The sequence below is a fragment of the uncultured Holdemanella sp. genome, from assembly GCF_934772795.1.
In the GTDB taxonomy this organism is placed as follows: domain Bacteria; phylum Bacillota_I; class Bacilli_A; order Erysipelotrichales; family Erysipelotrichaceae; genus Holdemanella.
The window spans coordinates 37,103-63,422 of the sequence record NZ_CAKVMR010000004.1 but is presented as its reverse complement, the minus strand read 5'-3'; the positions used below and the strand labels follow the sequence as shown (position 1 = coordinate 63,422).

Below are 26,320 nucleotides of genomic sequence, written 5' to 3'. Positions count from 1 at the left end.
ACAACCTGCGTTATCCGTAACGCCCGTTTATAATAACATGGATAAAAATTTATTGCAAGCAAATTTTTTAAAAAAATACAAAAAAAATTAGAGGCCAATTTTTGACCTCTAAACTCTTACTTTCCAAACAATGTTTTATTGTCTACTTCCGCTTTAAATTTAGCCAAAGCTTCATCTAATGATAATGTAACACTATCCTTTTTACCACTTTGACGAATTGTTACTGTATTGTTTTCTTGTTCTCCATCACCAACTACGATTTGGTAAGTAACCTTCTGTAGCTGTGCCTCACGAACACGGTAACCTAATTTTTCGTTACGAGAATCTACTGTTGCACGCATTCCTAATGCTGTTAATGCATCACATACTTTATTTGCGTATTCAACATGTTTTTCGTGGTGTACTGGAATCACAACAAATTGACGTGGAGCTAACCATAATGGGAAGTGTCCACCAAAGTGTTCGATCAAGATACCAATGAAACGTTCAACTGATCCATAAACTACACGGTGTAACATAATTGGAGTTTTCTTAGTTCCATCTGCATCTACATATTTACATTCGAATCTTTCTGGCAAGTTCATATCCAACTGTACAGTACCACATTGCCATACACGACCTAAACTATCTTTAATATGGATATCCAATTTAGGTCCGTAGAACGCACCATCACCAGGGTTTACTTTATATTCTTTACCTGCATGAACACAAGCTTGTGCCAATGCTTTTTCTGAAGCATCCCAAATTTCTTCTGAACCAATATATCCACTATCTGGACGAGTTGATAATTCAATTTCATATGGTAATCCAAATACTGAGTAAATACGATCTACCAATTGTAGTACTTTTTTAACTTCTTCTTCCAATTGATCAGGAGTTACAAATAAGTGCGCATCATCTTGTGTAAATGTACGTACACGGAACAATCCATTCAATGCACCACTTGCTTCGTGACGGTGTACTTGTCCTAATTCTCCTAAACGCAATGGTAAGTCTTTATATGAGTGTAAAGTTGAGTTATATACCAACAATGCTCCTGGACAGTTCATTGGTTTGATTGCGAATTCACGATCATCAACCATTGAAGTGTACATATTGTCTTTATAGTGATCCCAGTGTCCACTCAATTCCCACAATTCTTTTGACATCATAATTGGTGTCTTGATGAATTGGTATCCTTCTTTTGTATGTTCTTGGTACCAGTATTGTTCCAAGATGTTACGTAAAATCATTCCATCTGGCAAGAAGATAGGCATACCTGGCGCAAATTCACTAATTGTAAATAAGCCCATTTCTTTACCTAATTTCTTGTGGTCACGTTTTTTAGCTTCTTCTAAAGCTTCTAAGTGAGCTTCCAATTCTTCTTTTGTATCGAAACAAATACCGTAAACACGTTGAAGCATTTTATTATTGGCATCACCTTTCCAGTAAGCACCAGAATGTTTCAACAATTTAAAGTTTTTACACATCTTAACTGTTTCAACGTGAGGTCCACGACATAAGTCCGCAAATTCACCTTGACGATAGATTGTGATATTTCCATCTTCTAATCCATTGATCAAATCCACTTTATAAGGATCATCCTTGAACATTTCTAAAGCATCTTCTTTAGAAATTTCTTCACGAACAATTCTCTTTCCGTCTTTGGCAATCTTCTTCATTTCTTTTTCGATTTTTGCCAAATCCTCTTCTTTTAATTTTACATCCCCTAAATCCATATCATAGTAGAAACCTTCAGAAATGACAGGTCCTACCCAGAATTTAGCATTTGGATATAAACGCTTAACAGCTTGAGCCATCATATGAGCACATGAGTGGTTCAACATAGATAAATGTTCATCTTCTAATACATTCACTAATTCCATTTTATTTTCCTCCATTTTTCCATATAAAAAGCGACAGCCATCAAAGGACGTCTGTCGCACGCGGTACCACCTTTGTTTATACAATTTCTGTATACACCTCTAACCTTTTAACGCAAGAATTACGGCACACTTTTTCAAGGGCAATTCAAAGGGAGTAAATACATACATTCGCAAAGTGTTTTCACCAACCACACTCTCTCTACATTTAAATAGAATGCATTCATATCCTTATCATCATTGTTGCCTAGATTATAGACCGAAATACAAGGTGTGTCAAAAGAAAAACTCAAAAAATTAATGGCAATGTCCACCACAAGAATGACTTTCGCCAGATTCATGTTTTGTACAAGTCACATCGGTTGTAAATTCTAGTTTTCCACTTAAATATTTCTTAACAACCTCATCCGCATTTCCAGTTACACCACCAAATGAATGAATTCCAAAACCAGCTAATGCATTTTTAGCACCTTGTCCAATACCACCACAAAGTACAATGTTTACATTTTGTTCTTTCAATGCATTTGAAACGCCAACATGCCCATGTCCTTCGACTGTAATCACTTCACTCTTAAGAATTTCATTATGATCTGTTTCATAGATTTTAAATTCTGTACTATACCCAAAATGCTGGAACACTTCCCCGTCTTTATAGCTTACTGCAATTCTCATACGTAATTTACCTTCTTTCTTATCTATTATACATCAAAAGTACATCACGATAAATTAAAACGCCCTTTAAATAAGGGCGTTGATTGTCTTTGGTGGAGATGAGGAGAATCGAACTCCTGTCTAAGCAAAGTCCCACGAGACAGCGTTTACAGCTTTTTCCATCTAGTTATCCAAAAGTTTCGGATGGAAACAAAAATTCTTTTGGGTTAGCTATAGTTGATTCAAGACAAGCAGCTAGCCAATGCTTATTTCTATCTTCTTTTCTTTAACACTCAGTCTGAAATAAGAAAGCGAAATTTCAGAAAGGGGCTGCGAAGCCAAACGTAGGCAATAAAATTAAGCAGCGAAAGCCATGCTTTGGTTCATACCAAATACATTAGCAAGTTTATTTTTAGCAATTAATTTAAGTTGGTTATTACACGTATCCTTCGTGGCTGTGGCTGAATCCAAACATTTACTCATCGAATGCCTGAACATCCCCAAGGAACATCAGTATAATCTATTAATACTGATTTTTCAAGGCCTTTTGAATCTCTCTTTGCGCATCCTTTGCCTTTTGAGATTCACGCTTATCATGAAGATTTTTACCTTTCGCCAAAGCTATCTCAAGCTTAGCTAGTCCTTTATAAAGATAAATTCTTACTGGCACTACCGTATATCCTTTTACACGCGCAGATTGCTCCAATTTTTGAATCTCTTGTTTATGCATTAAAAGCTTACGATCACGCGTTTCATCATGATTAAATCGGTTTCCAAATTCATAAGGAGAAATATGCATACCTTTAATGAAAGCTTCCCCTTTTTGAAAACTAATATAGCTATCCTTTAATTGAACTTTTCCTCTTCGAATACTCTTTATTTCTGTTCCCTGAAGCACTAAACCTGCTTCAAAACGATCATACAACTCATACTCATGTCTTGCCTTACGATTTTCGGCTATTGTTTTTTGATTTTGACTCATTCTAAAACCACCTCTACTCCATCACAATCTTGCATTACAGACTGGACAAACTGTTGTACCCATTCTTTTGAAAGATCATAATCCGAAGCCAAATTATGCGTTTGTGCAAGCGAATCATTGTAATCTTCAATTGGGTAAGTCTTCCATGCATTATACCCTACATCAAACCATGTAATCAATGGAATAAATTTAGTATCTGTAAAAGAAGTCTTTTTTGTATTTGGATCATAGTTCAGTGTAAAGCTTGCCATACCACCAACCATTGTTGAATCCATATCCTGTGCACTTGTATAATTTCCTAATGAATAATACACAAGTGTATCTTGTTTCTTTCCCTTAATAACTTTTGCCGGTTCAATAACGTGTGGGTGTGAACCAATCACAACCTCTGCACCAAGTTCATTTAAATAATTTGCCAAATCCTCCTGCTCTTCAGTTGGCTCTGTTTGATACTCTTCACCCCAATGCATGGAAACCAATTGTACATCACTTACTTTACTTAAAGCTTCCATATCTTTTTTCATTTGATCCTTATCAATCAAATCCACAAGCCATGGCTTATCTTCAGGCACACTAAAACCATTCAGGCCATAGGTATATCCAAGAAATCCTACTTTGATTCCATTGATTTCTTTGACTAAAGTTCGGTTTTTATCCTTTAAAGACGTATGCGAACCTGTAGTAATCACATCTGGATAATTCTTTCGAATCAAATCAATCTGTGTTAATAAGCCTTCTGCCCCTCGATCCATAGAGTGATTTGAACTTAAACTCCACCAATCAAAGCCAGCCTTATTGACGGAAGATAGAATTTCTGTAGGTCCATTAAAAGTAGGATATCCACTCAATTCATATTCTTCTCCAATACATAACGTTTCAAAGTTAATATATGCCAAATCTGCATTTTGTGTATATTTATATGTCATTTCATAATAGGAATCAAAATTATAATATCCATCTCTCTGGTATGGGTACCAATACATCGCACCATGATACAAGTTGTCACCTACGCCTACAAATGTAAATGATTTTTTATCTTCTTGTTTTTTCGTAGAAACATTCTTTACAACTTTAGTTTCTTTATTAGAATCCGGTGTAGGATGCGTTAATATAAAACCCATTAAACTAAAGTTGAATATACATAATATAATGATCCATGTCCATTTCTTTTTCATATTTTAATTTTATCAGAAAAAACTTGCATTTTCCAAAATAATTAGGTATTATTATTAAGCACTTGGGGTGTTAGCTCAGCTGGGAGAGCACCTGCCTTGCACGCAGGGGGTCATCGGTTCGATCCCGATACGCTCCACCAAGTAAAAAATACGCTGTAAGCAATATTGCTTACAGCTTTTTTTGTATTTATTCGATTTCTTCAAAAATACCAGACTTTTGATAAAGAACCCATTTACCAATGTTTACACAATGATCACAAATTCTCTCTAAATATTTACCAACTAATAATACATCTACCAATGTACCTGTATCATGTTCTTTTTTAGCTAATAAATCAACATAGACCTCTTTAGCCTTTTCATATTGCACATCCGCTTGATCATCCATTTTGATCACTTGATTCGCTACTTTTTCATCCTTTTGAATAAAGGCTTCAATCGCAAGAGTCACCATTTCCTTGGCAATCGTAAATTGTTGTTTAATACAATCATCCACGACTAAATCTTCCATATTCAAAGCACAAATAAGTTCTGAAACTTCTTTTTCCTGATCCATGATACGAGTTAAATCACGAATTGTATTTGTAGCTACAGTAATACGTCTTAAGTCTTTGGCAACCGGATGTTGAAGAAGAAGGATCTTCATACAAATTTGTTCAGCTTCTCTTCCTTGTTCACTCACTTCTTCATGCATTTGCGAAACGTCCTGAACTAAAGTTTTGTTTCCATCTAAAATAGCGTGTTTGCAAAACCACAATCCTTTTAAACAGTCTTGAGACATTTGTGTCATAGTCAGTTCTAACTGTCTTGTTTGTTTTAAAAACTTTGTAGGCAAAACCATTATCCAAACCTCCCTGTAATATAGTCTTCTGTTTTCTTTTCTTTTGGCGTTGAGAACAATGTTTCTGTATCACTATACTCAATTAAATCACCTAATAAGAAGAAGGCTGTTTTATCACTAATACGCATAGCTTGCTGCATATTGTGAGTAACAATAACGATTGTATAGTCTTTTTTCAATTCTAAAGTCAATTCTTCAATCTTACTTGTTGAAATTGGATCTAGTGCACTTGTTGGTTCATCCATCAACAAGACTTCCGGCTGCATAGCCAAGGCTCTTGCGATACATAAGCGTTGTTGTTGACCACCTGACATTCCTAAAGCTGATTTATGTAGACGATCTTTTACTTCATCCCAAATGGCAGCTTGTCTTAAACTTCTTTCAACAATTTCATCCAATTCACTTTTCTTTTTGATTCCAAAAATTCTTGGGCCATACGCAATATTGTCATAAATACTTTTTGGGAATGGATTAGGCTGTTGAAATACCATTCCCACTCTACGTCTTAATTCAATCGCATCCATATTTTTGTAGATATCCGTTCCATCTAGACAAATATCACCTGTGATTTTAGTACTTTCCACCAAGTCATTCATTCGATTCAATGTTTTTAAAAATGTTGATTTACCACATCCACTAGGACCGATGAATGCTGTAATTTCTTTTTCTTTGATATCCAAATTTATATTTTTTAAGGCATGAAAATCACCATAATATAAATTCAAATCATTCACTGTAAATTTATTATTCATACGTAACCTTTCTATTTCTCTAATCCAGCTTGTTTTTTGGAAATGTGTCTTGACCAGACATTGGCTCCAATACTAAATGCCAATACTAAAATCATCAACACAGCACTGGATAAATTAGCCAATGCTCGATCTTGTCCATTGGTTTGTAAGTTCCAGATTTGGATGGATAATGTTTCAGCTGGTCTAAGCACATTAATTGGCGATGTTGGAGATGTAAAACTAAAATTATTCCAACGCAAATCGCTTCCTGAACCAGTTGTATAAAGTAATACAGCAGCTTCACCAAATCCACGACCAGCCGCCAAGATAACTCCAGTCATAATACGAGATAGGCATGCTGGCAATAGTACATGGAATATAGTTTGCCACTTTGTTGCTCCAAGTCCCATACTTCCATGATAATAGCCTTCAGGCAAACCTTTTATCGCATCTTCTGTAGTTGTTGTAATCAAAGGTAAACTTAGAATTGATATAGACAGGGCTCCTGCCAATAAACTTTTTGATAGTCCTAATACAACTAAGAAAATCAAATATCCAAATAAACCTACAACAATACTTGGTAAAGAAGACAATGTTTCAATACAAGTTCTTAAAAAGCGTGTTACAAGACCTGGTTTTGCGTACATCGCCAAATAAATGCCGGCTAATATCCCAATTGGCACTGAAACAAGTAAAGATATGAATACTAAATAAATGGTATTGAAAACTTGATTTCCAATGCTGCCAGATCGAGTAAAGCCAAACATTTCTGGTTTAGCCCCTAACAAGCCCCCAATAATAACTTTACCGGCAAAGCCTACAAGAAGTAAAAAGAAGAATAAGGCGATACCATAGAAGACGATTGACATGAATTGATCAATCATTTTTGCTCTTTTAATTCTAGAATCCATCTCTATTCTCCTTTCGGTTTTGAAAACTTATGAATAATAGTAATAAACAATAACGAAATCAAGAACAACAATAAAGCCATTGTCCATAGGGCTGCCTTCATTTCTCCACCTTCCATCGCATTTCCCATTTGAGCTGCAATTTCTGTTGTTAATGTTTTTGAAGTAGAAAAAATACTCTTAGGCAAAGCTGTTGTTTGCCCAATAACCATCGCAACAGCTAATGCTTCTCCAAACGCTCTTGCAAGTCCTAATACAATTCCTGAAATGACTCCAGGTAATGCAGCAGGAATTACGACACGATATATCGTTTGCCAGCGTGTTGAGCCAAGTCCATATGCTGCCATTCGCGTTTCTTTTGAAACAGCTCGAATCGCATCACTGGCAACACTTGTAATAGATGGGAAAATCATAATGGATAAGACTAAACTTGCAGCTAGAATTGAGTGTCCTACCTGCAAATCAAATACTTTTTTTAAGAACGGAATCAATACCGTTAATCCAACCCATCCATAGACAACGCTAGGAATTCCGGCAAAAATTTCTACCATAGGACGATAGAATTTTTCACCAAACTTAGGTGAAATTTCTGTCATAAAAATAGATGATCCTAACGCAAATGGCGTGGCAATCAATAAGGCCAAGCCACAAACACATAGTGATCCAACAATGAAGATCAATGCACCTACATGTCCTTTGGAACTGGCATTATCCATGGGTGCAAAGTTTGCACTACCAAGAAATTCTCCTAGAGTATGATGAAATTTAAAAAATGTATCCGAACCTTTATAAATTAGAAAGGCTCCAATTAACAGAGTTACAAATATCACAAACAGACCGCCTATTGTAACGAGAATCTGCCAGAAATATTCTTTACAAAACATGCTTTTACGACTCATCAAATTCCTCCAAACTAAATGAATAACGGACATATATTTCAATGTCCGTTAAAGAACTAGTAATTAGTGATCTGTTTTTTCCATTTTACTAGAAACACCATAGCCTAATGATTCCATTTTCTTACCGAATTTTTCGCCCATGATGTAATCTAAGAATGCCTTTGTTGCTTTGTCTGGTTCTCCATTTGTATACATGTGTTCAAATGTCCAAACTTTGTAGTCACCACTGTAAGTATTTTCCAATGTTGATTCAACGCCATCAATTGCGATTGTATCCACATCTTTATTGTCTACTAAGTAAGATAATGCTACATAACCGATTGCACCTTTTGTATCTGTTACATTTTGTAACAATACACCTGAATCATCTGTTTCCATTGAAGCGTTGCTTGCTTCTTCATTTCCATCTAATGCATATTTTTGGAATGTAGCTCTTGTTCCTGATGAAGTTGGACGAGTTACTAAGACGATATCTTCATCTGGTCCACCAACCTCTTTCCAGTTTGTTGTTTTTCCTGTGAAGATGTCAATTAATTGTTGTTTTGTTAAATCTTTAACACCAACATCTTTATTTACGATTGGAGCCATTGTTACAACACAGACTTGGTGATCTACTAAATCTTTAGCTTGATCCTTGTCTAATTTTTCTTCAGCTGCAACATCAGAGTTTCCTAATGTAACTGTTTTATCAGCTACCTGTTTTAAACCTTCTCCTGAACCACCCGCATCAACTGTAATAGAAACATCTGGGTTTTCGTTTGAGAATTGTTCAGCTGCAACATCAACCAATGGTTTCAATGCACTTGAACCTGCTGCTGTAATTGTTCCACTTAAACTTTCACTTTTTGACTCACTGTCATTTGATGCAGTACTACCTGAACTACATCCTACCATAGCTGCAGATAATCCTACGACCATCGCACCTTTTAAAAACTTATTCATATTTTCCTTGTCCTCTTTTCTTTTGACACACATATCATAATGCATGTTTGTTAAACAAAAAGAATGGTTCTGTTAAGGTTTTGTTAAATGATTTGTTTCGGTTTTGAGCACACTTGAATTCATTTTATGAACAAATTTGTTGAAATTAAATGTAAATAAATGTATAATCATGAAACATATAGAAGGGAAAGGTGGAAATGTTTTCACCGAGGTAACGAAATGACACGTGTATATAACTTTAGTGCCGGTCCCGCATGCTTACCAGAATGGGTCTTAACCAAAGCTGCGAACGAAATGTTAGATGCTCATAATAGTGGAATGAGCGTTATGGAGATGTCCCACCGTTCCAGTGAATTCCAGGATATTATAGATACTTGTAAAGCAAGATTAAAAAGATTGATGAACATCCCTGATGAATATGAAATTTTATTCTTACAAGGAGGTGCTTCTTTACAATTCACTATGATTCCTTTAAATCTAGAAAAACATAACGTAGATTTGATCAATACCGGTCAATGGACAAAGAAAGCTTTAAAAGAACATGAAAAATTGGGAAAGGTAAATGTTGTCGCATCCAGTGCAGAGGATAACTTTACTTATATTCCAAAAATCAAACAAGAAGATTTAAGTGAAGATTCTGATTATGTATATATTTGCGAGAACAACACAATCTATGGAACTAAATATAAAGAGCTTCCTCCACATGAAGGAAAGTTATTAGTTGCAGATTTATCAAGTTGTATTTTAAGTGAAAGAACAGATGTTTCTAAATACGATTTAATTTTTGCCGGTGCCCAAAAGAATATGGGGCCTGCTGGTTTAACTGTCGTTATTATTAAAAAAGATTTGATTGGTTTGGCTGATGAAAAAACACCAAGCATGTTAAATTACAAGACATATGCGGACAATGATTCTATGTTTAATACGCCTCCTACTTATGCCATCTATATTTGTGGTTTGGTGCTTGAATGGTTAGAAACACAAATTGGTGGATTGGAAAATATGGAAAAGATCAATCGTCAAAAAGCTAAATTACTATATGACTATATCGATGCTTCTAAACTATATTCAAATCCTGTAACAAAGGAAGATCGTTCTTATACAAATGTTCCTTTTGTGACGGGTGACAAAGATTTAGACGCTAAATTTGTTAAGGAAGCAAAAGAAGCAGGAATTGTGAATATTAAAGGTCATAGAACGGTTGGTGGTATGCGTGCAAGTATTTATAATGCCATGCCACTTGAAGGTGTAGAAGCCTTAATTGCATTTATGAAGAAATTTGAAGAGGAGAATTATAATGCCTAAAATAAAACTCTATAACAATATTGCACAAATTGGTTTAGATCAATTTACGCCAGATTATGAAGTAAACGAAAACCTTGAAGATGAAGATGAAGATGCCATTCTAGTTCGTAGTGCCAATCTTCATGAGATTGATTATGGCGAAAACTTAAAAGCCATCGCTCGTGCAGGTGCTGGCGTCAACAACATTGATATTGATACTTGTACTAAAAAAGGGATTGCCGTATTCAATACTCCAGGCGCAAATAGTAATGCCGTAAAAGAACTTGTATTTGCGGGTATGTTACTAGCAAGTCGTGATATTTATCATGGTATTGAATGGATTCAAACGCAAAAAGAAAATGAGAACATCGTAAAAGATGTAGAAAAACAAAAAAAGAAATATGCTGGACATGAATTAACCGGTAAATCATTAGGAGTCATTGGTTGTGGTGCCATTGGTATCCAAGTTGCCAATCTAGCCTTACGCTTTGGTATGAAAGTTTATGGATATGATCCATACATGTCAGTTGATGCTGCATGGAACTTATCTCGTTATGTAAATCATGTCACAAATATTGATGATTTATATCGTCAATGTGATTTCATTACGATTCATGTGCCTTTAAATGATGCTACTAAAAATTTCATCAATAAAGATAGTTTTGACAAGATGAAAGATGGCGTCAAATTACTAAACTTTGCCCGTGGCGGCCTAGTAGATGAGGATGCACTATTAGATGCATTGGATGCAAATAAAGTAGCTGCCTATGTAACTGATTTTCCTAGTTTAAAAGTCATTCAAAATGATAAAGTTATCGCCATCCCTCATTTAGGTGCTTCAACCGAAGAAAGTGAAGAAAACTGTGCTGTAAAAGCTGCACAAGAATTGATGGATTATTTAGCTTATGGAAATATTTCAAATTCTGTCAATTTACCAAATGCGAAGATGGATATGAATTCTCCTTTTAGAATTACTTGTATTCATGAAAATAAGCCTAAAATGATTTCTCAAATCACAGATATTTTAAAGGATGCCAATATCGAAAACTTGATGAATAAATCAAAGAAAGATATTGCGTACACAATTATTGATTTAGATTCAGAAGTCGATACAACACCAATCGAAAAAATCAATGGTATAATTAGAGTATCTACTTATAAGAAATAGGATGGTACTATGATTGATGCACATACACATTTAGAAAATGGTGATTTAAGCACTGAATATGTTCATAAGTTTATTGATGCTGCCAAAGAAAAAGGAATTACTCAACTTCAAATATTAGATCACACACATAGATTCTTTGAATTTAAAGACTGTTATAAAAGAGTTTGTGAAGTATCTAAATTACAAGAAGAGTGGTTTCTAAAGAAACAAAAAAACTCCATAGATGATTATTTGAAATTAATTGAAGCATTAAAAAAAGAAACTTTTGACATAGATGTGCGTTTTGGTCTTGAAGTTTGTTATACGCCTGAAACAGAAAGTCTATTATCCTCCATCCTTAAAAACTACCATTTCGACTTTCTAGTAGGCAGTGTGCACTCTGTAAATGGCTATCTATATGACATGGATGCCTTTTCTAAAAAATTACTTTGGAACAAAAATGATCCTTCTGATATTTATAAATCCTATTATGACTCTATTGAAAAACTGATCCAATCCAATCTCTTTGATCAAGTGGGTCATCCAGATGTGATCAAATTGTATTCGATTGATCCAGGCTACGATTTACATCCTACCTACCATCATATCGCTCGTCTGGCAAAAGAATACAACATTAAAATGGAAGACAACACGAAAGCTCATTATTCATATCATCATCCTGATATTGGCTTAAATGCTGATTTTAGAAATATTCTAAAAGAAAATAATGTACAAATTGTTACTGCAAGTGATGCTCATTATCCAAGTGATGTAGGACGATGCTTTGAACTATTAGATCCTAGATAAGCCTAGGATCTTTTTTATGCAAAGAAAAAGACAGAAGTTAATCTGTCTGCGTCTCTTTATTCACTAAAAATACACTTAAACTTACTAGTAACAATGCAATTAAACTTGATAGTTGGAATGCCTGATTCGATTCATGTAAAACAACACTTGATAAAATCACACCGATGATAGGTGTTACACACATATAAACACCAATCTTGCTGACAGGATTTACAGATAATAATAATCCCCAAATCGTATAAGCAATAGCGGACACAAGGGCTAGATGAATCAATACAAGAAGGCCTAGATTAAATCCAAATGTAATGTGTCCTCCCATTAAACAACCTATTACAGCTAATAAAATACCTCCTAAAGAGAATTGATATCCACTTAGTAATACGGCGTTTTGATTTTGTGTAAACTTCTTAATAAAAGCAGCGGATATAGATCCGCATAATTGTGACATCAACACAAATCCTTCACCTATAAATGAAAACCTAGCACTAGCTCCACTAATATTCATAAACAGAATACCCAAGAATCCGATAAAACAGCCTAAAGCTTTTCGTACTGTTATTTTTTCATAATGAAATATTAAACTAGCTACTAATAAAGATATAAAAGCGCTAGTTCCTGAAATAATTGAACCATTTACGCCTGATGTATGTGAAAGTCCAATATAATAGAAAAAATATTGTCCAGCCGTTTGAAAGAGAGCTAGTGTACATATACCTTGAATATTTTCTTTTTTTGCCACTAATACTTTTTTCTGTAAGAAAGAACCAAATAGTATGACTAAAAGACCTGCTAGTGTAAAGCGAATGCCCGCAAACATCAATATACTTGGTACGCCTTCAATGTTGAATAATTTATATCCCCATTTAATAAAGGGTGCAGCACTTCCCCATAGTGTACAACATAACATGGCTAGTAAAAACACATGCAATGGCTTTTTAAAAAATTCCCTGTTCTCCATATCCAATAAAAACTTATCCTTCCTTTTTTTCCTCTAATTCCATCCAACGATTGGTTAAATTTTCAAGTTCTTCTTCTTTTTGTGTTCTTAAATCACTTAATTCTTTTAATTTCGCAAAATCACTTTGACACTCATTCATCTGATGGTCTAAATCTTCCATTTCCGTTTCTAATAATTCCATTTTTTCTGGCAATTGTTCTAGCTCTTTTTTCTCCATATAGGATAATAAAGATCTTTTCTTCTTTTCAATCGGCTTTTGAACAACAACTTTCTTATTCTCATCTTTTGATTTCACTAAATAATCACTATATCCACCACTATATTGTTTAAATGTTCCATCTTCTTGATGGACAAATACTTTATCCACAACACGATCCAAGAAATATCGGTCGTGACTTACGGTGATTATAGCTCCTTGAAAATTGTCTAGATAATCTTCTAAGACATCCAATGTTAAAATATCCAAATCATTGGTTGGCTCATCCAATAAAAGGATATTGGGTTCCTGCATCAAAACTCTTAATAGATAGAGTCTTCTTCTTTCTCCACCGGAAAGTCTTGATAGTGTAGTATAGTGCATATTTCTTGGAAATAAAAACCTTTCAAGCATTTGTGCTGCACTCAGTGTCATCCGATCATATTCAATAACCTTAGAAACTTCTTCAATATAATCAATAACACGCATATTTAAATCTACACCTTGATCTGCTTGTCTAAAGTATCCAATTTTAACTGTAGATCCATATTCGATTGTTCCGTAGGTTGGCTGTTTTAATCCTGCAATAACATCGAGTAATGTAGATTTTCCACAACCATTCTCACCTATGATTCCAATACGGTCTTGGCGTAATAATACATAATTAAAATCATGGAATAATACTTTTTCAGGATATGTGAAACCTAAATTTGTACATTCAATTGTTTTGTTTCCTAAACGCTGCATAGCAGCATTGATTTTCAAAGACTCTTCTTGTTGTTTAAAACGTTTCTGACGCAATTCTTCAAATCTTTGAAGTCGACTATTCGATTTTGTACCACGCGCCTGTACGCCCGCTCTAACCCACTCTAATTCCTTTTTATATAGGTTCTTGTGTTTTTGTGCAGCCACCTTTTCTTGTTCGATACGCGTCTCTTTATTTTCTAAATACACTTCATAATTCCCATTATGAATATATAGATCACCTTGGTCTAATTCAATCATTTTTGTGCAGACACGATCTAAAAAATAACGATCATGTGTAACCATAAAAATTGCACTTTTAGAACGAATTAAATAGTTTTCCAGCCATTCGACCATATCATTATCCAAATGGTTTGTCGGTTCATCCAAAAGCAACAAATCACAACTAGTACATAGTGCTAACGCTAGTGCAACTCTTTTTCTTTGACCACCTGACATATTTGACATCGCACTTTGATAATCTGTAATACCAAGTTTCGTTAGAATCGATTTTAATTCAAACTCTGCTACAGGATGTTCATTTTTAGAATTAACCAATTGAATTTCATCCCATACACAATCCGTTTTAAATTCTGGATTTTGAGGTAAATAATGAATCTTAATTCCATTCTTCTTAATAATGGTTCCTGAATCATAATTTTCAATTCCTGCAAGAATCTTTAACAATGTACTTTTCCCTGTACCATTGACTCCAATCAACGCAATTTTATCTGTATCTTCGATTGTAAAACTTGCATCTTTTAAAATGCATTTTTCATTTATATTCTTTTTTAAACTTTCTGTTGAAATTAACATAACATCACCTTGTGTTATATTATATAATAAATTTCGAGGTGACACGTATGAAACTTATAAAAAACATTCAAATCTATGCACCAGAAAATCTAGGTGTAAAAGATGTATTAATTTCAGATTCTAAAATCGAAAAAATTGATGAACATATCGAATATACTTACCCAATCGAAACAATTGATGGTACGGGATGTGTTTTAATACCAGGACTAATTGACCGACATGTTCATATTACTGGTGGTGGTGGTGAAGCTGGATTTATTTCTAGAGCTAGACCGATTGAAGTGAAAGAAATATTGGATGCAGGAATCACAACTGTTGTTGGACTATTAGGAACGGATGGTTATACGAGAAGTACAAAAGAATTATTTGCGAAAGCTAAAGAATTAACACAGAAAGGTGTACATACTTATATCCTAACAGGTAGCTATGCATATCCAAGTAATACACTAACAAATTCTATGGAAGATGATATTGTGTTTATTGATAGTATTCTTGGAGTGAAACTAGCTTTAAGTGATCATAGATCGAGTCATATAACTGAAGAAGAACTTACAAGATTAGCTTCTAGAATTCGTACAGCTAGCTTAATTGCAGGAAAACAAGCTAACTTAACAATTCATATGGGTGATGAAAAACAAGCCTTAGATCTAGTTTTTAACGTCTTAGAAAAAGCAGATATTCCTGTTTCGTTATTCCAGCCTACGCATTGTTCAAGAAATACTCATTTATTTGAACAAGCCATTCAATTTACAGAAATGGGCGGTACAATTGACATCACGTGTGACGGAAATGGTAAAACATTAAATTATATCCGACAAATCAAAAATACAGAAAAAGTAACCATTTCAAGTGATGCTCAAGGATCTTGGTCTACATACAATGAAGATGGATCTGTTAAAGAGATTGGTATTACACCAATTTCCAACTTAAAGAATGAATTTATTTATCTTAAAAATGAACTTGGGTATGAAAAAGCTTTACCATTCTTCACAAAGAATGTTGCGAATGTATTAGGATTCAAATCTATTGGACAAATCAAAGAAGGATTTGATTGTGATCTTGTCATTTGGAAAGAGGATAAAATTCAAAAAGTCATCACAAAAAAATAGGCACTGATTCAAAAATCAGTGCCTTTATTCATTAAATGAATTACTTAACGAATTGTACAATTGCCATTGGAGCTGCATCTCCACGACGGATACGTGTTTTAACTACACGAGTGTATCCACCATTACGATCTGCATATGCTGGTCCAATTTCATTGAATAATTTTTGAAGAGCTGTTGTTCCCTCTTCATCTACTTCTACATTACGAACATAAGCTGCTGCTTGTCTACGTGCATGTAAATCTCCACGTTTTGCTAATGTAACTAATGAGTCCATTACAGCGCTTAATTCTTTTGCTTTCATTTCTGTTGTTTCGATTTGTCCGTTTTCAATCAAAGATGTTGCCATGTTACGCAACAATGCTTTACGATGATCGGCTTTACGTCCCAATTTACGATTCCACATGGTATTTCCTCCTATCCGTTATTTTGTTTAAAAGACAATCCTAATTCTTTAATTTTGTCTTTAACTTCTTGTAATGATTTCTTTCCTAAATTACGAACGTGAATCATTTCCTCTTCTGTTTTTTGAGTTAATTCATCCACTGTCGCAATACCAGCACGTTTTAAACAGTTATAAGAACGAACTGATAATTCTAAGTCTTCAATCATTTTGTGAGTAGTGTGTGCTACAGGTTCTTCTGAAACTTCAACTTCTTTTTCTTTCACTTCAAGACTAGCTTCATCAACTGATGCTAAAATTGATAAGTGATCACGTAAGATTTTACCTGCCACAGCTAATGCTTCGCTTGGTTTAATTGTTTCGTCTGTAGTAATTTCTAACTCTAATGAATCATACATACTTCCATCTTCACCTTTAATTGGTGTTGATACATAGCTAACATTTTTAACTGGTGAATATAGAGAGTCTGTATAAATAATACCAAGAGGTTGTCCTTCATTTTGATACATTCTTTTATTTACATCAGAACGTACGAATCCACGGCCTAAACGAGCCTGAAGTTCCATATGCATAGAACCTCCTTCAGACAAAGTACAAATTGGTAAATCTTTGTTTAATACAATAACTCCTGTTGGACATTCGATATCACCAGCTACGACTGTTTTTGGTCCTTCCTGGTCGATACGAAGTGTATAAACTTCATTGTCATGAATATCAATATCTAAAATCAATTGTTTCAAATTTAAAATAATTGAAGCAACATCTTCTTTTACACCTTTAATACCTGTAAATTCGTGGTATACGCCGTCAATACGAATACTGAAGATCGCACCTCCAGGAATTGAAGATAATAATACACGGCGAAGTGCATTACCTAATGGTGTACCATAACGATATTCTAATGGTTCTAATAAGAATTTACCTACATTTGTTGTTTCTTCGATAGTCGAAATTGTATACTTTGTGCTCATTTGGACACCTCCTTAGTATGGTGACTATCCACGAGGTCGTTTTGGTGGACGACATCCGTTGTGTGGAATTGGTGTTACATCATTGATCATTGTAATTTCTAAACCAGCTACCTGTAATGCTCTGACAGCTGCTTCACGTCCAGGTCCAGGTCCTTTTACATCTACGGATACTGTCTTCATTCCGTGATCCATTGCTGCTTTTCCAGCTGCTTCTCCTGCTAACTGTGCTGCATATGGTGTTGATTTACGACTTCCCTTAAATCCTAATGCTCCTGCACTGCTCCATGCTACTGCATTTCCATTTTCGTCTGTGATTGTTACGATTGTATTATTGAAAGTCGAGTGAATGTGTGCACATCCTCGCGCAATATTCTTTTTAACACGTCTTTTACGTGTCTTCTGTACTTTTGCCATTCTTTACTCTCCTTCCCTACTACTTCTTCTTGTTAGCCACTGTCTTGGCTTTTCCTTTACGTGTTCTTGCGTTTGTCTTTGTTCTTTGTCCACGTACTGGCAATCCTTTTCTGTGACGCATTCCTCTGTAGCATCCAATTTCCATCAATCTCTTGATGTTTAATTGTACTTCTCTTCTTAAGTCTCCTTCGACTTTGATTGCATCGATTGTTTTACGAATTGCATTTAATTGTTCTTCAGTTAAATCTTTTACTCGAACATCTTCACTGATGCCTGCTTCTTCCAATACTTTCTTTGATGTTGTCAATCCAATACCATAGATGTATGTCAATGAAATGACAACTCGTTTATCGTTTGGAATATCTACTCCTGCTATACGAGCCATTTAGTTTCCTCCTACTTTAGTTTCCTTGTCTCTGTTTGTGTTTTGGGTTTTCACAAATTACCATCACACGTCCTTTGCGTCGAATTACTCGACACTTGTCGCAGATTGGTTTAACAGATGGTCTTACTTTCATCTTTCTTCCTCCTACGTAATGATTCACGTATTTTAATGGCCCTGCTAAAATGCGTATGTGTACATGCGGATTTTAACAGAAACGTGAATGTATAAATCGCAAGCAAAGTTGCGCTTATATATTATAAGCGCAACTTACTTGTTTTTCAAGGCTTCTTTTAATTCTGGCCAAATTTCTTCCATAGATTTTGACGCATCGATTCTAGAAACCATATTTTTTTCTTCATAATATGCAATTACTGGTTCAGTATTCTTAGCATATTCATCTAAACGAACCTTTAAGCTTTCTTCGTTGTCATCCTTACGTTGTGTTAATTCACCACCGCAAACATCACATACACCTTCAACTTTTGTTGGTTTTGAATAGATGTTGTAGATTTCTCCACAATTTTTACAAGTACGACGACCTGTAATACGACGAGTTAATTCGTCAAATGGAACATCCATATAAACAATTTTTTCAACTGCTAAATCAGTTCCATTCGTCATTTCTTCAAAAGCTTTTGCCTGAGCTAAAGTTCTTGGATATCCATCTAATAAATATCCGTTCTTTTTATCTTCCAAAGTGTTTAAGTAATCCTTAACCATTTTGTTTGTGATTTCATCAGGTACTAACAAACCTTTTTCAGAATATGCTTTTGCTTGTAGACCTAATTCAGTTCCACCAGCTATATTTGCACGGAAAATATCTCCTGTAGAAATATGATTCAAATTGAATTCTTCTTTGATCTTAGTAGAGAATGTACCCTTACCAGAACCAGGAGCTCCCATAATAAATATATTCATATCTATTCTCCTGAAGATCTTAGTCTTCGTAATATTTCTTGTAAGATTTTTGAGTAATCAATCCTTGTACTTGACGTACTGTTTCAATAGCAACACCAACAACGATAATCATTCCTGTACCACCCAAAGCCATTGAGCTTGGAAGATCAGGCCAAATTAATGGCATGACATGTGGCATAACAGCAATAAATGCTAGAGCAACAGATCCTAATACTGTAATTCTTGATAAAACTCGGTTAATATAATCTTTTGTTTCCGAACCTGGGCGAACACTAGGAATATAAGATCCGGATTTACCTAAGTTTTCAGCAACCTTTTCTGGATTGATTTGCATCTTCGTATAGAAGAATGTAAAGAACAAAATCAATAATACATAAATAACAAGTGAATACCAAGTTTGCAATCCTAACCATTTTTGCATTTCTTTAATGAAATCATTTGATGGGAAGAATGAAGCAATTTGAATTGGTGCCATCATCAATGAACTAGCAAAGATGACAGGAATAACACTTGCTGAATTGACTTTCAATGGCAAGTAGTTCGCTTCACTCGGTTTACTCAATGAAATTGAACTTGATGTATATTGAATTGGAATTCTTCTTTCCGCTGTATTGATCAACGTAACAAAGATAATAATTAATAAGTATATTAATATATACGCAGCAAATAACCAAGCTCCATAGGTAGGTGCAGACTCCCCTGAAATCAAGCTTGACCATGCACTAGAGAATTGTTGAGGCATACGCCCTACAATACCAGCCATAATTACCATGGAAATACCATTTCCAATGCCTTTCATGGAAATTTGGTCTCCAATCCACACTAAAAACATGCTTCCTGCTGCAAATATTGTTGCAATATATAAAATCTTACTGATTGTAACACCGCCGACAATCAAACCTGTATATGCTTTTGAAAAACCATATACTAATGAGAATGATTGCACAAAGGCAAACACGACCGCAAGATATCTTGTATACTTGTCTAATGTTTTACGACCATTAGCTCCTGCTTTACTCAATTCTGTTAAATGTGGAATAACATCCATACTTAATAACTGAATAATGATAGAAGCTGTAATATATGGAGTAACACCTAAAGCGAAGACAGAGAACTGTTCTAGTCCTCCACCTCCTAATAGATTTAACATCGCGAACAATGAGTTTTCTCCTAGACCATTAACTAAATCTGCTGTGTTTACATCAGGTACAGTAATGGCTGATCCCAAACGATAGACAAGAAAGGCAAATAGGGTGAATAGAATCCTATTGCGGATATCCTTATTCGTCCACATTGCCTTTATCTTGCCTGCCATATTATAGAACCTCTACTTTTCCGCCTGCTTTTTCAATTGCTTCTTTAGCTGACTTAGAGAATTTAACTGCTTCAACAGTTAATTTTTTAGTTAACTCACCGTTACCTAAAACTTTAAGTCCAGAAAGTTCTTTATTGATAATACCAGCTTCAATTAAAGCTGCTGCATTAACAGTTGCTCCATCTTCGAAACGATTTAATGTTTCAACGTTAACGATAGCATATTCTTTACGGTTGAAGTTAGTGAATCCACGTTTTGGTAAACGTCTTGCTAATGGTGTTTGACCACCTTCAAAACCTAAGCGAACTCCTCCACCTGATCTTGATTTTTGACCTTTTTGTCCACGACCGCTAGTTTTTCCGTTTCCGCTTCCAGGTCCACGACCTACACGGTTACGTTCTGTGCGAGTTTCGGCTAAATTCATTGTATGTAATTTCATCTGATTTACCTCCTATTACCCGCGAATTTCTTCTGGCTTCTTACCACGAAGCGCAGCAACGCTTTCTACAGTTCTTAAGTTCTGTAATGCATCAACTGTTGCACGAACAACGTTGATTTTTGTACGTGATCCTAAACATTTAGTTAAGATATCAGAGATACCTGCAAGTTCAAGGATTGCACGAGTTGCACCACCAGCGATAACACCAGTACCTTCGATAGCTGGACGCATGTAAACAGATCCTGCACCATATCTACCAGTGATTTCGTGAGGGATTGTAGTACCAATTACTGGTACTGTGAAGATGTTTTTCTTAGCATCTTCAACGGCTTTTTTGATTGCATCAGGAACTTCGTTAGCTTTTCCTGTACCAATACCTACACGGCCTTTACGATCTCCAACTACAACTAATGCAGCAAAACGGAAACGACGTCCACCTTTAACTACTTTAGTTACACGGTTGATTGAGATTACTTGTTCTTCAAATTCTTTTTGGTCTCTTTTTGGTTTTCTATCCATTGCCATTGTGCGACCTCCTAAAATTCCAAGCCAGCTTCACGAGCTGCTTCTGCTAAAGCTTGTACACGACCAGCATAAACATATCCACCACGGTCAAATACAACCTCTTTAATATTCTTTTCTAGTGCGCGCTTAGCAATTTCAGTTCCTACCAAACGAGCTGCTTCCACGTTTCCACCATTTTCTAATTTCATGTCAACACTTGAAGCACTGACCAATGTGTTTTGGTTAACATCATCAATGATTTGAACATGGATGTGTGCGTTACTTCTGAATACGCATAAACGTGGGCATTCTGGAGTTCCGCTAATTTTTGTACGTACACGTTTGTGACGACGTACACGAGTTTCATTACGTGATACTTTAGTAAACATTTTTGATCTCCTTTCCCACTACTATTTCTTACCTGCTGTTTTACCTTCCTTACGACGGATGTTTTCACCAACATAGCGAATACCTTTTCCTTTGTAAGGTTCTGGTTTACGAACAGCACGAACATTTGCTGCAAATTCTCCAACTTCTTGTTTATCGATACCTGCAACTTTGATAGTTGTAGCAGTTGGACAAGTTACTTCTAAGCCTTCTTTAACTGGCATCTCAACTTGGTGAGAATATCCAACGTTCATAGTTAATACGTTTCCTTTCATTGCTGTACGGAATCCGATACCAACTAATTCTAAGTCTTTAGTGAATCCTTCAGATACACCAACTACCATGTTGTGTAACAATGCACGAGTTGTTCCGTGTAATTGTTTTGTGTGTTTTTCGTCATTTGGACGTTTTACAGTGACAACATTTTCTTCTACGTGGATTTCCATCAAAGAAGAGAATGTACGTGTTAAAGAACCCTTAGGTCCTTTAACAGTCACCTCATTCCCAGCAGCTACTTCAACAGTAACTCCTGCAGGAACGGTAATCAGTTTATTCCCGATACGTGACATTACGTTTTATCCTCCTATATATTTATTACCAAACGTAAGCAATAACTTCTCCACCTAAGTGGTTCTTTCTTGCTTCTTTGTCAGTCATCATTCCATTGCTTGTAGAAATGATTGCAATACCTAATCCGTTTAATACGCTAGGTAAGTTTTCAACTTTAGCGTAAACACGAAGACCAGGTTTAGAAATACGACGTAAACCGCTAATAACTTTTTCATTGTTAGGTCCGTATTTCAATTCAATGTTCAAAGTTTTCTTAACATCGCCTTCAACGTTGAAGTCTACGATGAAACCTTCGTTTTTCAAAATTTGAGCAATTGCTTTCTTTTCATTGCTCGCTGGCATACTGACAGAGGCATGCTTTTGTTGCAAAGCATTGCGGATTCTAGTCAGCATATCCGCAATAGGATCAGTCATAATCATATGCAATATACCTCCTTACCAACTAGCCTTTTTAACTCCAGGAATTTGACCTTTGTAAGCCAATTCACGGAAGCAAATACGACATAATTTGTATTTTCTTAATACAGAGTGTGGACGACCACAACGTTCACAACGAGTGTACTCACGAACTTTAAATTTTTGAGGACGCTGTTGTTTGTTAATCATTGATTTCTTTGCCATTTAAAAGCTCCTCCTACTTTTTGAAAGGCATACCCATTTGAGTTAATAATGCCTTTGCTTCTTCGTTTGTTTTCGCTGATGTAACGATTACGATGTCCATACCACGAGTACGGTCTACTTTATCGAAATCAATTTCAGGGAAAATGATTTGTTCTTTAATACCTAATGTATAGTTTCCACGACCATCGAAGCTAGTATCGCTAACTCCACGGAAGTCACGTACACGAGGTAATGAAATGTTGAATAACTTATCTAAGAATTCATACATTTTTTCTTTACGTAAAGTAACTTTACATCCAATTGGCATACCTTCACGCAATTTGAAGTTCGCAATTGATTTTTTAGCTTTTGTTACAACTGGAGCTTGACCAGTGATAGCTGTCAATTCTTCAACAGCTTCGTCTAATAATTTAGCATTAGTGATAGCATCACCTACACCAATATTAATAACTACTTTTTCAACGTGAGGTACTTCCATGACAGATTTGTATTCGAAATCTTTCATCATTTGAGGGACAACTACGTTTTTATATTTTTCTTGTAAACGATTCATCTTCTACCCTCCTACTTCACTTCGTTACCGCTCTTTTTGAAGACGCGTGTTTTTACATTTTTACCATCTACAACTTCAACTTTTGTTGTAATACGGCTAGCAACTTTTGCTTTTTCATCATAAAGCATTACATTTGAAACGTGAATTTTAGCTTCTTTTTCAACGATTCCACCTTCTGGATTTGCTTGAGTTGGTTTCAAGTGTTTTTTAACCATGTTAACACCTTCAACGATAACTCTGTCTTCCTTAGGGAATACAGCTTTTACTTCACCGATTGTGCCTTTGTAAGCACCTGTAATAACTTTTACTTTATCACCTTTTTTAATTCTCACTTAGACACACCTCCTATAATACTTCTGGCGCAAGAGATACGATCTTCATGAAGTCTTTGTCACGTAATTCACGAGCAACTGGACCGAAGATACGAGTTCCCTTTGGCGTCTTGTCATCTTTAATGATTACACATGCGTTATCATCAAATTTGATGTAAGTTCCGTTTTCACGACGAACACCACGACGTGTACGTACGATTACGGCTTTAACTACATCACCTTTTTTTACGGATCCACCAGGAGTAGCCTGTTTAACAGCACATACAACGACATCACCGATGTTTGCAAATTTTCTTACGCTACCACCTAAACAACGGATAACTAAAACTTCTTTAGCTCCAGTGTTGTCAGCAACGCGCATACGACTTTCGTTTTGAATCATTGCTTTCTCCTCCTAGTATTAACCACGAGCCTTTTCAACGATTTCAACTAAACGGAAACGTTTTGTAGCAGATAATGGACGAGTTTCCATGATTACTACTTTATCTCCGATACGTGCTTCGTTGTTTTCATCGTGAGCTTTAAATTTCTTAGAATATTTAACACGTTTACCATATAATGGGTGTGTTTTTTTAGTTTCTACCATAACTGTGATAGTTTTGTCCATTTTATCAGACACAACTGTACCACGGTATACTTTACGAGCGTTTCTTTCCATAGATACGTCCTCCCTACTCTTGGCCAGCGTTTTCACGCTCTGTCAATACAGTTTTAATACGAGCAATTGTTTTCTTAACAGTTTTTAAACGTGCTGTATTTTCTAACTGTCCTGTGGCTTGCTGGAAACGAAGGTTAAAAAGTTCATCTTTAAGCGTATCGATTTCCTGAAGAAGCTCTTCATTTGTTTTTTCGCGGATTTCTTTAGCTAACATTACTTCACTTCTCCTTTTCTAGCAAAACGAGTCTTAACTGGTAATTTGTGAGCAGCAAGACGTAAAGCTTCACGAGCTACTTCTTCACTTACTCCACCAACTTCGAACATTACACGTCCTGGTTGAACTACTGCTACCCATCCTTCAGGAGCACCTTTACCAGAACCCATACGAACCTCTAGAGGTTTTTTAGTACGTGCCATGTGAGGGAAAATACGAATCCAAACATTTCCTCCACGTTTCATATAACGTGTCATAGCAATACGGGCTGCTTCAATTTGACGGTTACTTACATAGTTTCCTGATTCAGCAACCAATCCATATTCACCAAAGTCAATTGTACGACCTGCTTTTGAACGACCTTCGTAGCTCAAACGGTGAGGACGACGATACTTTGTACGTTTAGGCATTAACATTATTCGTTACCTCCTTTTTCTGCAGGTGCTGCAGCTTTTGCAGCATCTTTAGGGGCACGGTTTGAACGAGCATCTGGACGACGACGTCCTTTTCCTTTACGCATTGGGCGTTGTTTTGGAGCTTCTGGTTCTTTAACCATTTCACCAGGTAATACTTCACCACGGCAGATCCAAACTTTTACACCTAAACGACCATATTGAGTCGCTGCTTCTTCCCAAGCATAGTCAATATCACTACGAAGTGTATGTAAAGGAACAACTCCTTCTGAATATCCTTCAGTACGTGCCATATCAGCTCCACCAAGACGTCCAGATACAGCAGTTTTAATACCTTTTGCACCAGCACGCATAGTGTTTTGAATAGCTTTTTTCTGAGTTGCACGGAAAGATTTACGTCCTTCCAATTCGTTTGCAATCCAACGAGCTACTAAACGAGCATCTAAGTTAGGATTAGCAACTTCTACAACGTTAATTTGTACGTTCTTTGCAGAAGCGATTTTTGAAACTTGTTTTTTCAATCCTTCGATTGATTTACCATCTTGACCGATTACTACACCAGGGTGAGCAGTACGGATGATAACTGTCATACGACCCTTAGTACGTTCGATTTCGATACGAGAGATTTGAGGGTCTGCCTTACGTTTGTCGACAGCTTCGTTTGATAATTTAGCGTAGTATGCTTCAACCAATTCACGAATCTTAACATCTTCCATTAATAATGTTCCGAATTCTTTATCGTCAGCGTACCATCTTGATTGCCAGTCACGAATGACTCCGACACGCATTCCAATTGGACTTACTTTCTGTCCCATAGCTTACCTCCTACTCTTTTTCAGCCACTACAACTGTAATGTGGCTTGTACGTTTGTGAATAGCACTCGCACTACCTTTTGCACGAGGCATGAAGCGTTTCAAAGTAATTCCTTCGTCAGCCCAGCAAGCCTTCACATATAACTTGCTTTCATCTAAATCGTTATTGTTAACTGCGTTAGCAACAGCTGAGTGTAATACTTTACCAACAAGGTATCCACCTTTGTTAGGTAAGAATTTTAAAATAGCAGCTGCTTCTTCTACGTCTTTTCCACGGATCAAGTCTAAGACTAGTCTTGCTTTACGAGGTTGAATACGTAGAGTTTTTGCGGTAGCTTTTACTTCCATTTCTTCTCCTCCT

The 26,320-nt window shown here is 35.8% G+C and carries 36 protein-coding genes, 1 tRNA gene, 1 other RNA gene and 1 other annotated feature; of the genes, 5 read left to right on the top strand and 33 right to left on the bottom strand.

Annotated features, from left to right (window positions below; translation table 11 throughout):
- Positions 1-116: 116 nt before the first annotated feature.
- The 5 genes from thrS to Q0F04_RS02030 form a co-directional block, all read right to left on the bottom strand.
- The gene (gene thrS / locus Q0F04_RS02050) at positions 117-1,865 is read right to left on the bottom strand and encodes a threonine--tRNA ligase (protein WP_295749560.1); all 1,749 of its coding nucleotides are present in this window, start codon (positions 1,863-1,865) and stop codon (positions 117-119) included.
- 40 nt (positions 1,866-1,905) lie between these two features.
- Positions 1,906-2,109 (bottom strand) — a binding site (T-box leader).
- Positions 2,110-2,159: 50 nt separating this feature from the next.
- Positions 2,160-2,534 carry a NifB/NifX family molybdenum-iron cluster-binding protein gene (locus tag Q0F04_RS02045; RefSeq protein WP_295749556.1) on the bottom strand — a complete coding sequence of 125 codons (375 nt, stop codon included), beginning with the start codon at positions 2,532-2,534 and terminating at the stop codon, positions 2,160-2,162.
- Between the two features lie 90 nt (positions 2,535-2,624).
- Positions 2,625-3,015: a transfer-messenger RNA gene (gene ssrA, locus Q0F04_RS02040) on the bottom strand.
- A gap of 21 nt (positions 3,016-3,036) precedes the next feature.
- Positions 3,037-3,495, bottom strand: coding sequence for an SsrA-binding protein SmpB (smpB, locus tag Q0F04_RS02035; protein WP_117571648.1), 459 nt, complete (start codon positions 3,493-3,495; stop codon positions 3,037-3,039).
- Positions 3,492-4,670 (bottom strand): CapA family protein, encoded by a 1,179-nt coding sequence (locus Q0F04_RS02030; RefSeq protein ID WP_295749553.1) that lies wholly within the window; start codon positions 4,668-4,670, stop codon positions 3,492-3,494. Before Q0F04_RS02030 ends, smpB begins: the two co-directional genes overlap by 4 nt.
- Before the next feature lie 64 nt (positions 4,671-4,734).
- Here Q0F04_RS02030 and Q0F04_RS02025 point away from each other — a divergent pair.
- Positions 4,735-4,810: transfer RNA gene (locus Q0F04_RS02025), tRNA-Ala, on the top strand.
- A gap of 47 nt (positions 4,811-4,857) precedes the next feature.
- On the opposite strand, the gene phoU is transcribed toward Q0F04_RS02025, so the two are convergent.
- From phoU to Q0F04_RS02000, 5 genes are all read right to left on the bottom strand, one after another.
- Entirely contained in the window at positions 4,858-5,511 is a 654-nt protein-coding gene (gene phoU, locus Q0F04_RS02020) for a phosphate signaling complex protein PhoU (protein WP_295749551.1), read from the bottom strand.
- Positions 5,511-6,263, bottom strand: a complete 753-nt coding sequence (gene pstB / locus Q0F04_RS02015) for a phosphate ABC transporter ATP-binding protein PstB (protein WP_118114322.1) — start codon at positions 6,261-6,263, stop codon at positions 5,511-5,513. Before pstB ends, phoU begins: the two co-directional genes overlap by 1 nt.
- Positions 6,264-6,274: 11 nt before the next feature.
- A complete protein-coding gene (gene pstA, locus Q0F04_RS02010; protein WP_295749545.1) occupies positions 6,275-7,153 on the bottom strand; it encodes a phosphate ABC transporter permease PstA in 879 nt (292 codons plus the stop codon).
- Positions 7,154-7,155: 2 nt separating this feature from the next.
- Positions 7,156-8,049, bottom strand: coding sequence for a phosphate ABC transporter permease subunit PstC (pstC, locus tag Q0F04_RS02005; RefSeq protein WP_295749542.1), 894 nt, complete (start codon positions 8,047-8,049; stop codon positions 7,156-7,158).
- A gap of 63 nt (positions 8,050-8,112) precedes the next feature.
- Positions 8,113-8,991, bottom strand: coding sequence for a phosphate ABC transporter substrate-binding protein (locus tag Q0F04_RS02000; protein ID WP_295749539.1), 879 nt, complete (start codon positions 8,989-8,991; stop codon positions 8,113-8,115).
- Between the two features lie 219 nt (positions 8,992-9,210).
- Here Q0F04_RS02000 and serC point away from each other — a divergent pair, with 219 nt between their 5' ends.
- The 3 genes from serC to Q0F04_RS01985 are packed head-to-tail and all read left to right on the top strand — an operon-like array spanning position 9,211 to position 12,229.
- Positions 9,211-10,296 (top strand): 3-phosphoserine/phosphohydroxythreonine transaminase, encoded by a 1,086-nt coding sequence (gene serC / locus Q0F04_RS01995; RefSeq protein ID WP_295749536.1) that lies wholly within the window; start codon positions 9,211-9,213, stop codon positions 10,294-10,296.
- Positions 10,289-11,443, top strand: coding sequence for a 3-phosphoglycerate dehydrogenase family protein (locus Q0F04_RS01990; protein WP_295749533.1), 1,155 nt, complete (start codon positions 10,289-10,291; stop codon positions 11,441-11,443). Before serC ends, Q0F04_RS01990 begins: the two co-directional genes overlap by 8 nt.
- A gap of 9 nt (positions 11,444-11,452) precedes the next feature.
- Entirely contained in the window at positions 11,453-12,229 is a 777-nt protein-coding gene (locus tag Q0F04_RS01985; protein WP_295749530.1) for a histidinol-phosphatase HisJ family protein, read from the top strand.
- Between the two features lie 37 nt (positions 12,230-12,266).
- Here the strand turns inward: Q0F04_RS01985 and Q0F04_RS01980 are convergent, their stop codons facing one another.
- Complete coding sequence (locus Q0F04_RS01980) at positions 12,267-13,187, bottom strand: DMT family transporter (protein ID WP_295749527.1); 921 nt, start codon at positions 13,185-13,187, stop codon at positions 12,267-12,269.
- A 13-nt stretch (positions 13,188-13,200) separates the two neighbouring features.
- Positions 13,201-14,943, bottom strand: coding sequence for an ABC-F family ATP-binding cassette domain-containing protein (locus tag Q0F04_RS01975; RefSeq protein ID WP_295564943.1), 1,743 nt, complete (start codon positions 14,941-14,943; stop codon positions 13,201-13,203).
- Between the two features lie 47 nt (positions 14,944-14,990).
- On the opposite strand from Q0F04_RS01975, the gene iadA reads away from it, so the two are divergent.
- Entirely contained in the window at positions 14,991-16,052 is a 1,062-nt protein-coding gene (gene iadA, locus Q0F04_RS01970) for a beta-aspartyl-peptidase (protein ID WP_295749524.1), read from the top strand.
- 40 nt (positions 16,053-16,092) lie between these two features.
- On the opposite strand, the gene rplQ is transcribed toward iadA, so the two are convergent.
- The 21 genes from rplQ to rplV form a co-directional block, all read right to left on the bottom strand.
- Positions 16,093-16,455, bottom strand: coding sequence for a 50S ribosomal protein L17 (gene rplQ, locus Q0F04_RS01965; protein ID WP_117571636.1), 363 nt, complete (start codon positions 16,453-16,455; stop codon positions 16,093-16,095).
- An 11-nt stretch (positions 16,456-16,466) separates the two neighbouring features.
- Entirely contained in the window at positions 16,467-17,423 is a 957-nt protein-coding gene (locus tag Q0F04_RS01960) for a DNA-directed RNA polymerase subunit alpha (RefSeq protein WP_295749520.1), read from the bottom strand.
- 24 nt (positions 17,424-17,447) lie between these two features.
- On the bottom strand, positions 17,448-17,837 hold the full coding sequence (rpsK, locus tag Q0F04_RS01955; protein WP_003866326.1) for a 30S ribosomal protein S11: 390 nt from the start codon (positions 17,835-17,837) through the stop codon (positions 17,448-17,450).
- A gap of 19 nt (positions 17,838-17,856) precedes the next feature.
- On the bottom strand, positions 17,857-18,222 hold the full coding sequence (gene rpsM / locus Q0F04_RS01950; RefSeq protein WP_117573903.1) for a 30S ribosomal protein S13: 366 nt from the start codon (positions 18,220-18,222) through the stop codon (positions 17,857-17,859).
- Between the two features lie 16 nt (positions 18,223-18,238).
- Positions 18,239-18,355, bottom strand: a complete 117-nt coding sequence (gene rpmJ, locus Q0F04_RS01945) for a 50S ribosomal protein L36 (RefSeq protein ID WP_003866328.1) — start codon at positions 18,353-18,355, stop codon at positions 18,239-18,241.
- A gap of 134 nt (positions 18,356-18,489) precedes the next feature.
- The gene (locus Q0F04_RS01940) at positions 18,490-19,140 is read right to left on the bottom strand and encodes an adenylate kinase (protein WP_117572748.1); all 651 of its coding nucleotides are present in this window, start codon (positions 19,138-19,140) and stop codon (positions 18,490-18,492) included.
- 19 nt (positions 19,141-19,159) lie between these two features.
- Positions 19,160-20,455, bottom strand: a complete 1,296-nt coding sequence (gene secY / locus Q0F04_RS01935) for a preprotein translocase subunit SecY (RefSeq protein WP_295749517.1) — start codon at positions 20,453-20,455, stop codon at positions 19,160-19,162.
- 1 nt (position 20,456) lies between these two features.
- Positions 20,457-20,894: a 50S ribosomal protein L15 gene (rplO, locus tag Q0F04_RS01930; RefSeq protein ID WP_117572744.1), complete on the bottom strand. Its 438-nt coding sequence runs from the start codon at positions 20,892-20,894 to the stop codon at positions 20,457-20,459.
- 15 nt (positions 20,895-20,909) lie between these two features.
- A complete protein-coding gene (gene rpsE, locus Q0F04_RS01925; protein ID WP_186998863.1) occupies positions 20,910-21,413 on the bottom strand; it encodes a 30S ribosomal protein S5 in 504 nt (167 codons plus the stop codon).
- A gap of 17 nt (positions 21,414-21,430) precedes the next feature.
- Positions 21,431-21,787: a 50S ribosomal protein L18 gene (rplR, locus tag Q0F04_RS01920; RefSeq protein ID WP_003864828.1), complete on the bottom strand. Its 357-nt coding sequence runs from the start codon at positions 21,785-21,787 to the stop codon at positions 21,431-21,433.
- A 21-nt stretch (positions 21,788-21,808) separates the two neighbouring features.
- Positions 21,809-22,354, bottom strand: coding sequence for a 50S ribosomal protein L6 (gene rplF, locus Q0F04_RS01915; RefSeq protein WP_117572741.1), 546 nt, complete (start codon positions 22,352-22,354; stop codon positions 21,809-21,811).
- Between the two features lie 25 nt (positions 22,355-22,379).
- Positions 22,380-22,775, bottom strand: a complete 396-nt coding sequence (gene rpsH / locus Q0F04_RS01910) for a 30S ribosomal protein S8 (protein ID WP_117572739.1) — start codon at positions 22,773-22,775, stop codon at positions 22,380-22,382.
- A 15-nt stretch (positions 22,776-22,790) separates the two neighbouring features.
- Positions 22,791-22,976 carry a type Z 30S ribosomal protein S14 gene (locus Q0F04_RS01905; protein WP_003864831.1) on the bottom strand — a complete coding sequence of 62 codons (186 nt, stop codon included), beginning with the start codon at positions 22,974-22,976 and terminating at the stop codon, positions 22,791-22,793.
- Positions 22,977-22,989: 13 nt separating this feature from the next.
- A complete protein-coding gene (gene rplE, locus Q0F04_RS01900; protein WP_003864832.1) occupies positions 22,990-23,529 on the bottom strand; it encodes a 50S ribosomal protein L5 in 540 nt (179 codons plus the stop codon).
- A gap of 11 nt (positions 23,530-23,540) precedes the next feature.
- Positions 23,541-23,861, bottom strand: a complete 321-nt coding sequence (gene rplX, locus Q0F04_RS01895) for a 50S ribosomal protein L24 (RefSeq protein ID WP_117572737.1) — start codon at positions 23,859-23,861, stop codon at positions 23,541-23,543.
- A 13-nt stretch (positions 23,862-23,874) separates the two neighbouring features.
- Positions 23,875-24,243, bottom strand: coding sequence for a 50S ribosomal protein L14 (rplN, locus tag Q0F04_RS01890; RefSeq protein WP_003864834.1), 369 nt, complete (start codon positions 24,241-24,243; stop codon positions 23,875-23,877).
- 18 nt (positions 24,244-24,261) lie between these two features.
- Positions 24,262-24,519 carry a 30S ribosomal protein S17 gene (gene rpsQ / locus Q0F04_RS01885; RefSeq protein WP_117572735.1) on the bottom strand — a complete coding sequence of 86 codons (258 nt, stop codon included), beginning with the start codon at positions 24,517-24,519 and terminating at the stop codon, positions 24,262-24,264.
- Between the two features lie 13 nt (positions 24,520-24,532).
- The gene (rpmC, locus tag Q0F04_RS01880; protein ID WP_003864836.1) at positions 24,533-24,733 is read right to left on the bottom strand and encodes a 50S ribosomal protein L29; all 201 of its coding nucleotides are present in this window, start codon (positions 24,731-24,733) and stop codon (positions 24,533-24,535) included.
- Positions 24,733-25,149 carry a 50S ribosomal protein L16 gene (gene rplP / locus Q0F04_RS01875; protein ID WP_003864837.1) on the bottom strand — a complete coding sequence of 139 codons (417 nt, stop codon included), beginning with the start codon at positions 25,147-25,149 and terminating at the stop codon, positions 24,733-24,735. The genes rpmC and rplP overlap by 1 nt, the downstream gene beginning before the upstream one ends.
- Positions 25,149-25,961, bottom strand: coding sequence for a 30S ribosomal protein S3 (rpsC, locus tag Q0F04_RS01870; RefSeq protein ID WP_118114944.1), 813 nt, complete (start codon positions 25,959-25,961; stop codon positions 25,149-25,151). Before rpsC ends, rplP begins: the two co-directional genes overlap by 1 nt.
- A 10-nt stretch (positions 25,962-25,971) precedes the next feature.
- Positions 25,972-26,307 carry a 50S ribosomal protein L22 gene (rplV, locus tag Q0F04_RS01865; RefSeq protein ID WP_117572731.1) on the bottom strand — a complete coding sequence of 112 codons (336 nt, stop codon included), beginning with the start codon at positions 26,305-26,307 and terminating at the stop codon, positions 25,972-25,974.
- Between the last annotated feature and the right edge of the window lie 13 nt (positions 26,308-26,320).

Coding starts and splice junctions, on each gene's coding strand:
- thrS (WP_295749560.1), bottom strand. CDS start 1,865: ATGGAATTAGTGAATGTATTAGAAGATGAACATTTATCTATGTTGAAC.
- Q0F04_RS02045 (WP_295749556.1), bottom strand. CDS start 2,534: ATGAGAATTGCAGTAAGCTATAAAGACGGGGAAGTGTTCCAGCATTTT.
- smpB (WP_117571648.1), bottom strand. CDS start 3,495: ATGAGTCAAAATCAAAAAACAATAGCCGAAAATCGTAAGGCAAGACAT.
- Q0F04_RS02030 (WP_295749553.1), bottom strand. CDS start 4,670: ATGAAAAAGAAATGGACATGGATCATTATATTATGTATATTCAACTTT.
- phoU (WP_295749551.1), bottom strand. CDS start 5,511: ATGGTTTTGCCTACAAAGTTTTTAAAACAAACAAGACAGTTAGAACTG.
- pstB (WP_118114322.1), bottom strand. CDS start 6,263: ATGAATAATAAATTTACAGTGAATGATTTGAATTTATATTATGGTGAT.
- pstA (WP_295749545.1), bottom strand. CDS start 7,153: ATGGATTCTAGAATTAAAAGAGCAAAAATGATTGATCAATTCATGTCA.
- pstC (WP_295749542.1), bottom strand. CDS start 8,049: ATGAGTCGTAAAAGCATGTTTTGTAAAGAATATTTCTGGCAGATTCTC.
- Q0F04_RS02000 (WP_295749539.1), bottom strand. CDS start 8,991: ATGAATAAGTTTTTAAAAGGTGCGATGGTCGTAGGATTATCTGCAGCT.
- serC (WP_295749536.1), top strand. CDS start 9,211: ATGACACGTGTATATAACTTTAGTGCCGGTCCCGCATGCTTACCAGAA.
- Q0F04_RS01990 (WP_295749533.1), top strand. CDS start 10,289: ATGCCTAAAATAAAACTCTATAACAATATTGCACAAATTGGTTTAGAT.
- Q0F04_RS01985 (WP_295749530.1), top strand. CDS start 11,453: ATGATTGATGCACATACACATTTAGAAAATGGTGATTTAAGCACTGAA.
- Q0F04_RS01980 (WP_295749527.1), bottom strand. CDS start 13,187: ATGGAGAACAGGGAATTTTTTAAAAAGCCATTGCATGTGTTTTTACTA.
- Q0F04_RS01975 (WP_295564943.1), bottom strand. CDS start 14,943: ATGTTAATTTCAACAGAAAGTTTAAAAAAGAATATAAATGAAAAATGC.
- iadA (WP_295749524.1), top strand. CDS start 14,991: ATGAAACTTATAAAAAACATTCAAATCTATGCACCAGAAAATCTAGGT.
- rplQ (WP_117571636.1), bottom strand. CDS start 16,455: ATGTGGAATCGTAAATTGGGACGTAAAGCCGATCATCGTAAAGCATTG.
- Q0F04_RS01960 (WP_295749520.1), bottom strand. CDS start 17,423: ATGAGCACAAAGTATACAATTTCGACTATCGAAGAAACAACAAATGTA.
- rpsK (WP_003866326.1), bottom strand. CDS start 17,837: ATGGCAAAAGTACAGAAGACACGTAAAAGACGTGTTAAAAAGAATATT.
- rpsM (WP_117573903.1), bottom strand. CDS start 18,222: ATGGCTCGTATAGCAGGAGTAGATATTCCAAACGATAAACGAGTTGTC.
- rpmJ (WP_003866328.1), bottom strand. CDS start 18,355: ATGAAAGTAAGACCATCTGTTAAACCAATCTGCGACAAGTGTCGAGTA.
- Q0F04_RS01940 (WP_117572748.1), bottom strand. CDS start 19,140: ATGAATATATTTATTATGGGAGCTCCTGGTTCTGGTAAGGGTACATTC.
- secY (WP_295749517.1), bottom strand. CDS start 20,455: ATGGCAGGCAAGATAAAGGCAATGTGGACGAATAAGGATATCCGCAAT.
- rplO (WP_117572744.1), bottom strand. CDS start 20,894: ATGAAATTACATACAATGAATTTAGCCGAAACTCGCACAGAACGTAAC.
- rpsE (WP_186998863.1), bottom strand. CDS start 21,413: ATGGATAGAAAACCAAAAAGAGACCAAAAAGAATTTGAAGAACAAGTA.
- rplR (WP_003864828.1), bottom strand. CDS start 21,787: ATGTTTACTAAAGTATCACGTAATGAAACTCGTGTACGTCGTCACAAA.
- rplF (WP_117572741.1), bottom strand. CDS start 22,354: ATGTCACGTATCGGGAATAAACTGATTACCGTTCCTGCAGGAGTTACT.
- rpsH (WP_117572739.1), bottom strand. CDS start 22,775: ATGATTATGACTGATCCTATTGCGGATATGCTGACTAGAATCCGCAAT.
- Q0F04_RS01905 (WP_003864831.1), bottom strand. CDS start 22,976: ATGGCAAAGAAATCAATGATTAACAAACAACAGCGTCCTCAAAAATTT.
- rplE (WP_003864832.1), bottom strand. CDS start 23,529: ATGAATCGTTTACAAGAAAAATATAAAAACGTAGTTGTCCCTCAAATG.
- rplN (WP_003864834.1), bottom strand. CDS start 24,243: ATGATTCAAAACGAAAGTCGTATGCGCGTTGCTGACAACACTGGAGCT.
- rpsQ (WP_117572735.1), bottom strand. CDS start 24,519: ATGGAAAGAAACGCTCGTAAAGTATACCGTGGTACAGTTGTGTCTGAT.
- rpmC (WP_003864836.1), bottom strand. CDS start 24,733: ATGTTAGCTAAAGAAATCCGCGAAAAAACAAATGAAGAGCTTCTTCAG.
- rplP (WP_003864837.1), bottom strand. CDS start 25,149: ATGTTAATGCCTAAACGTACAAAGTATCGTCGTCCTCACCGTTTGAGC.
- rpsC (WP_118114944.1), bottom strand. CDS start 25,961: ATGGGACAGAAAGTAAGTCCAATTGGAATGCGTGTCGGAGTCATTCGT.
- rplV (WP_117572731.1), bottom strand. CDS start 26,307: ATGGAAGTAAAAGCTACCGCAAAAACTCTACGTATTCAACCTCGTAAA.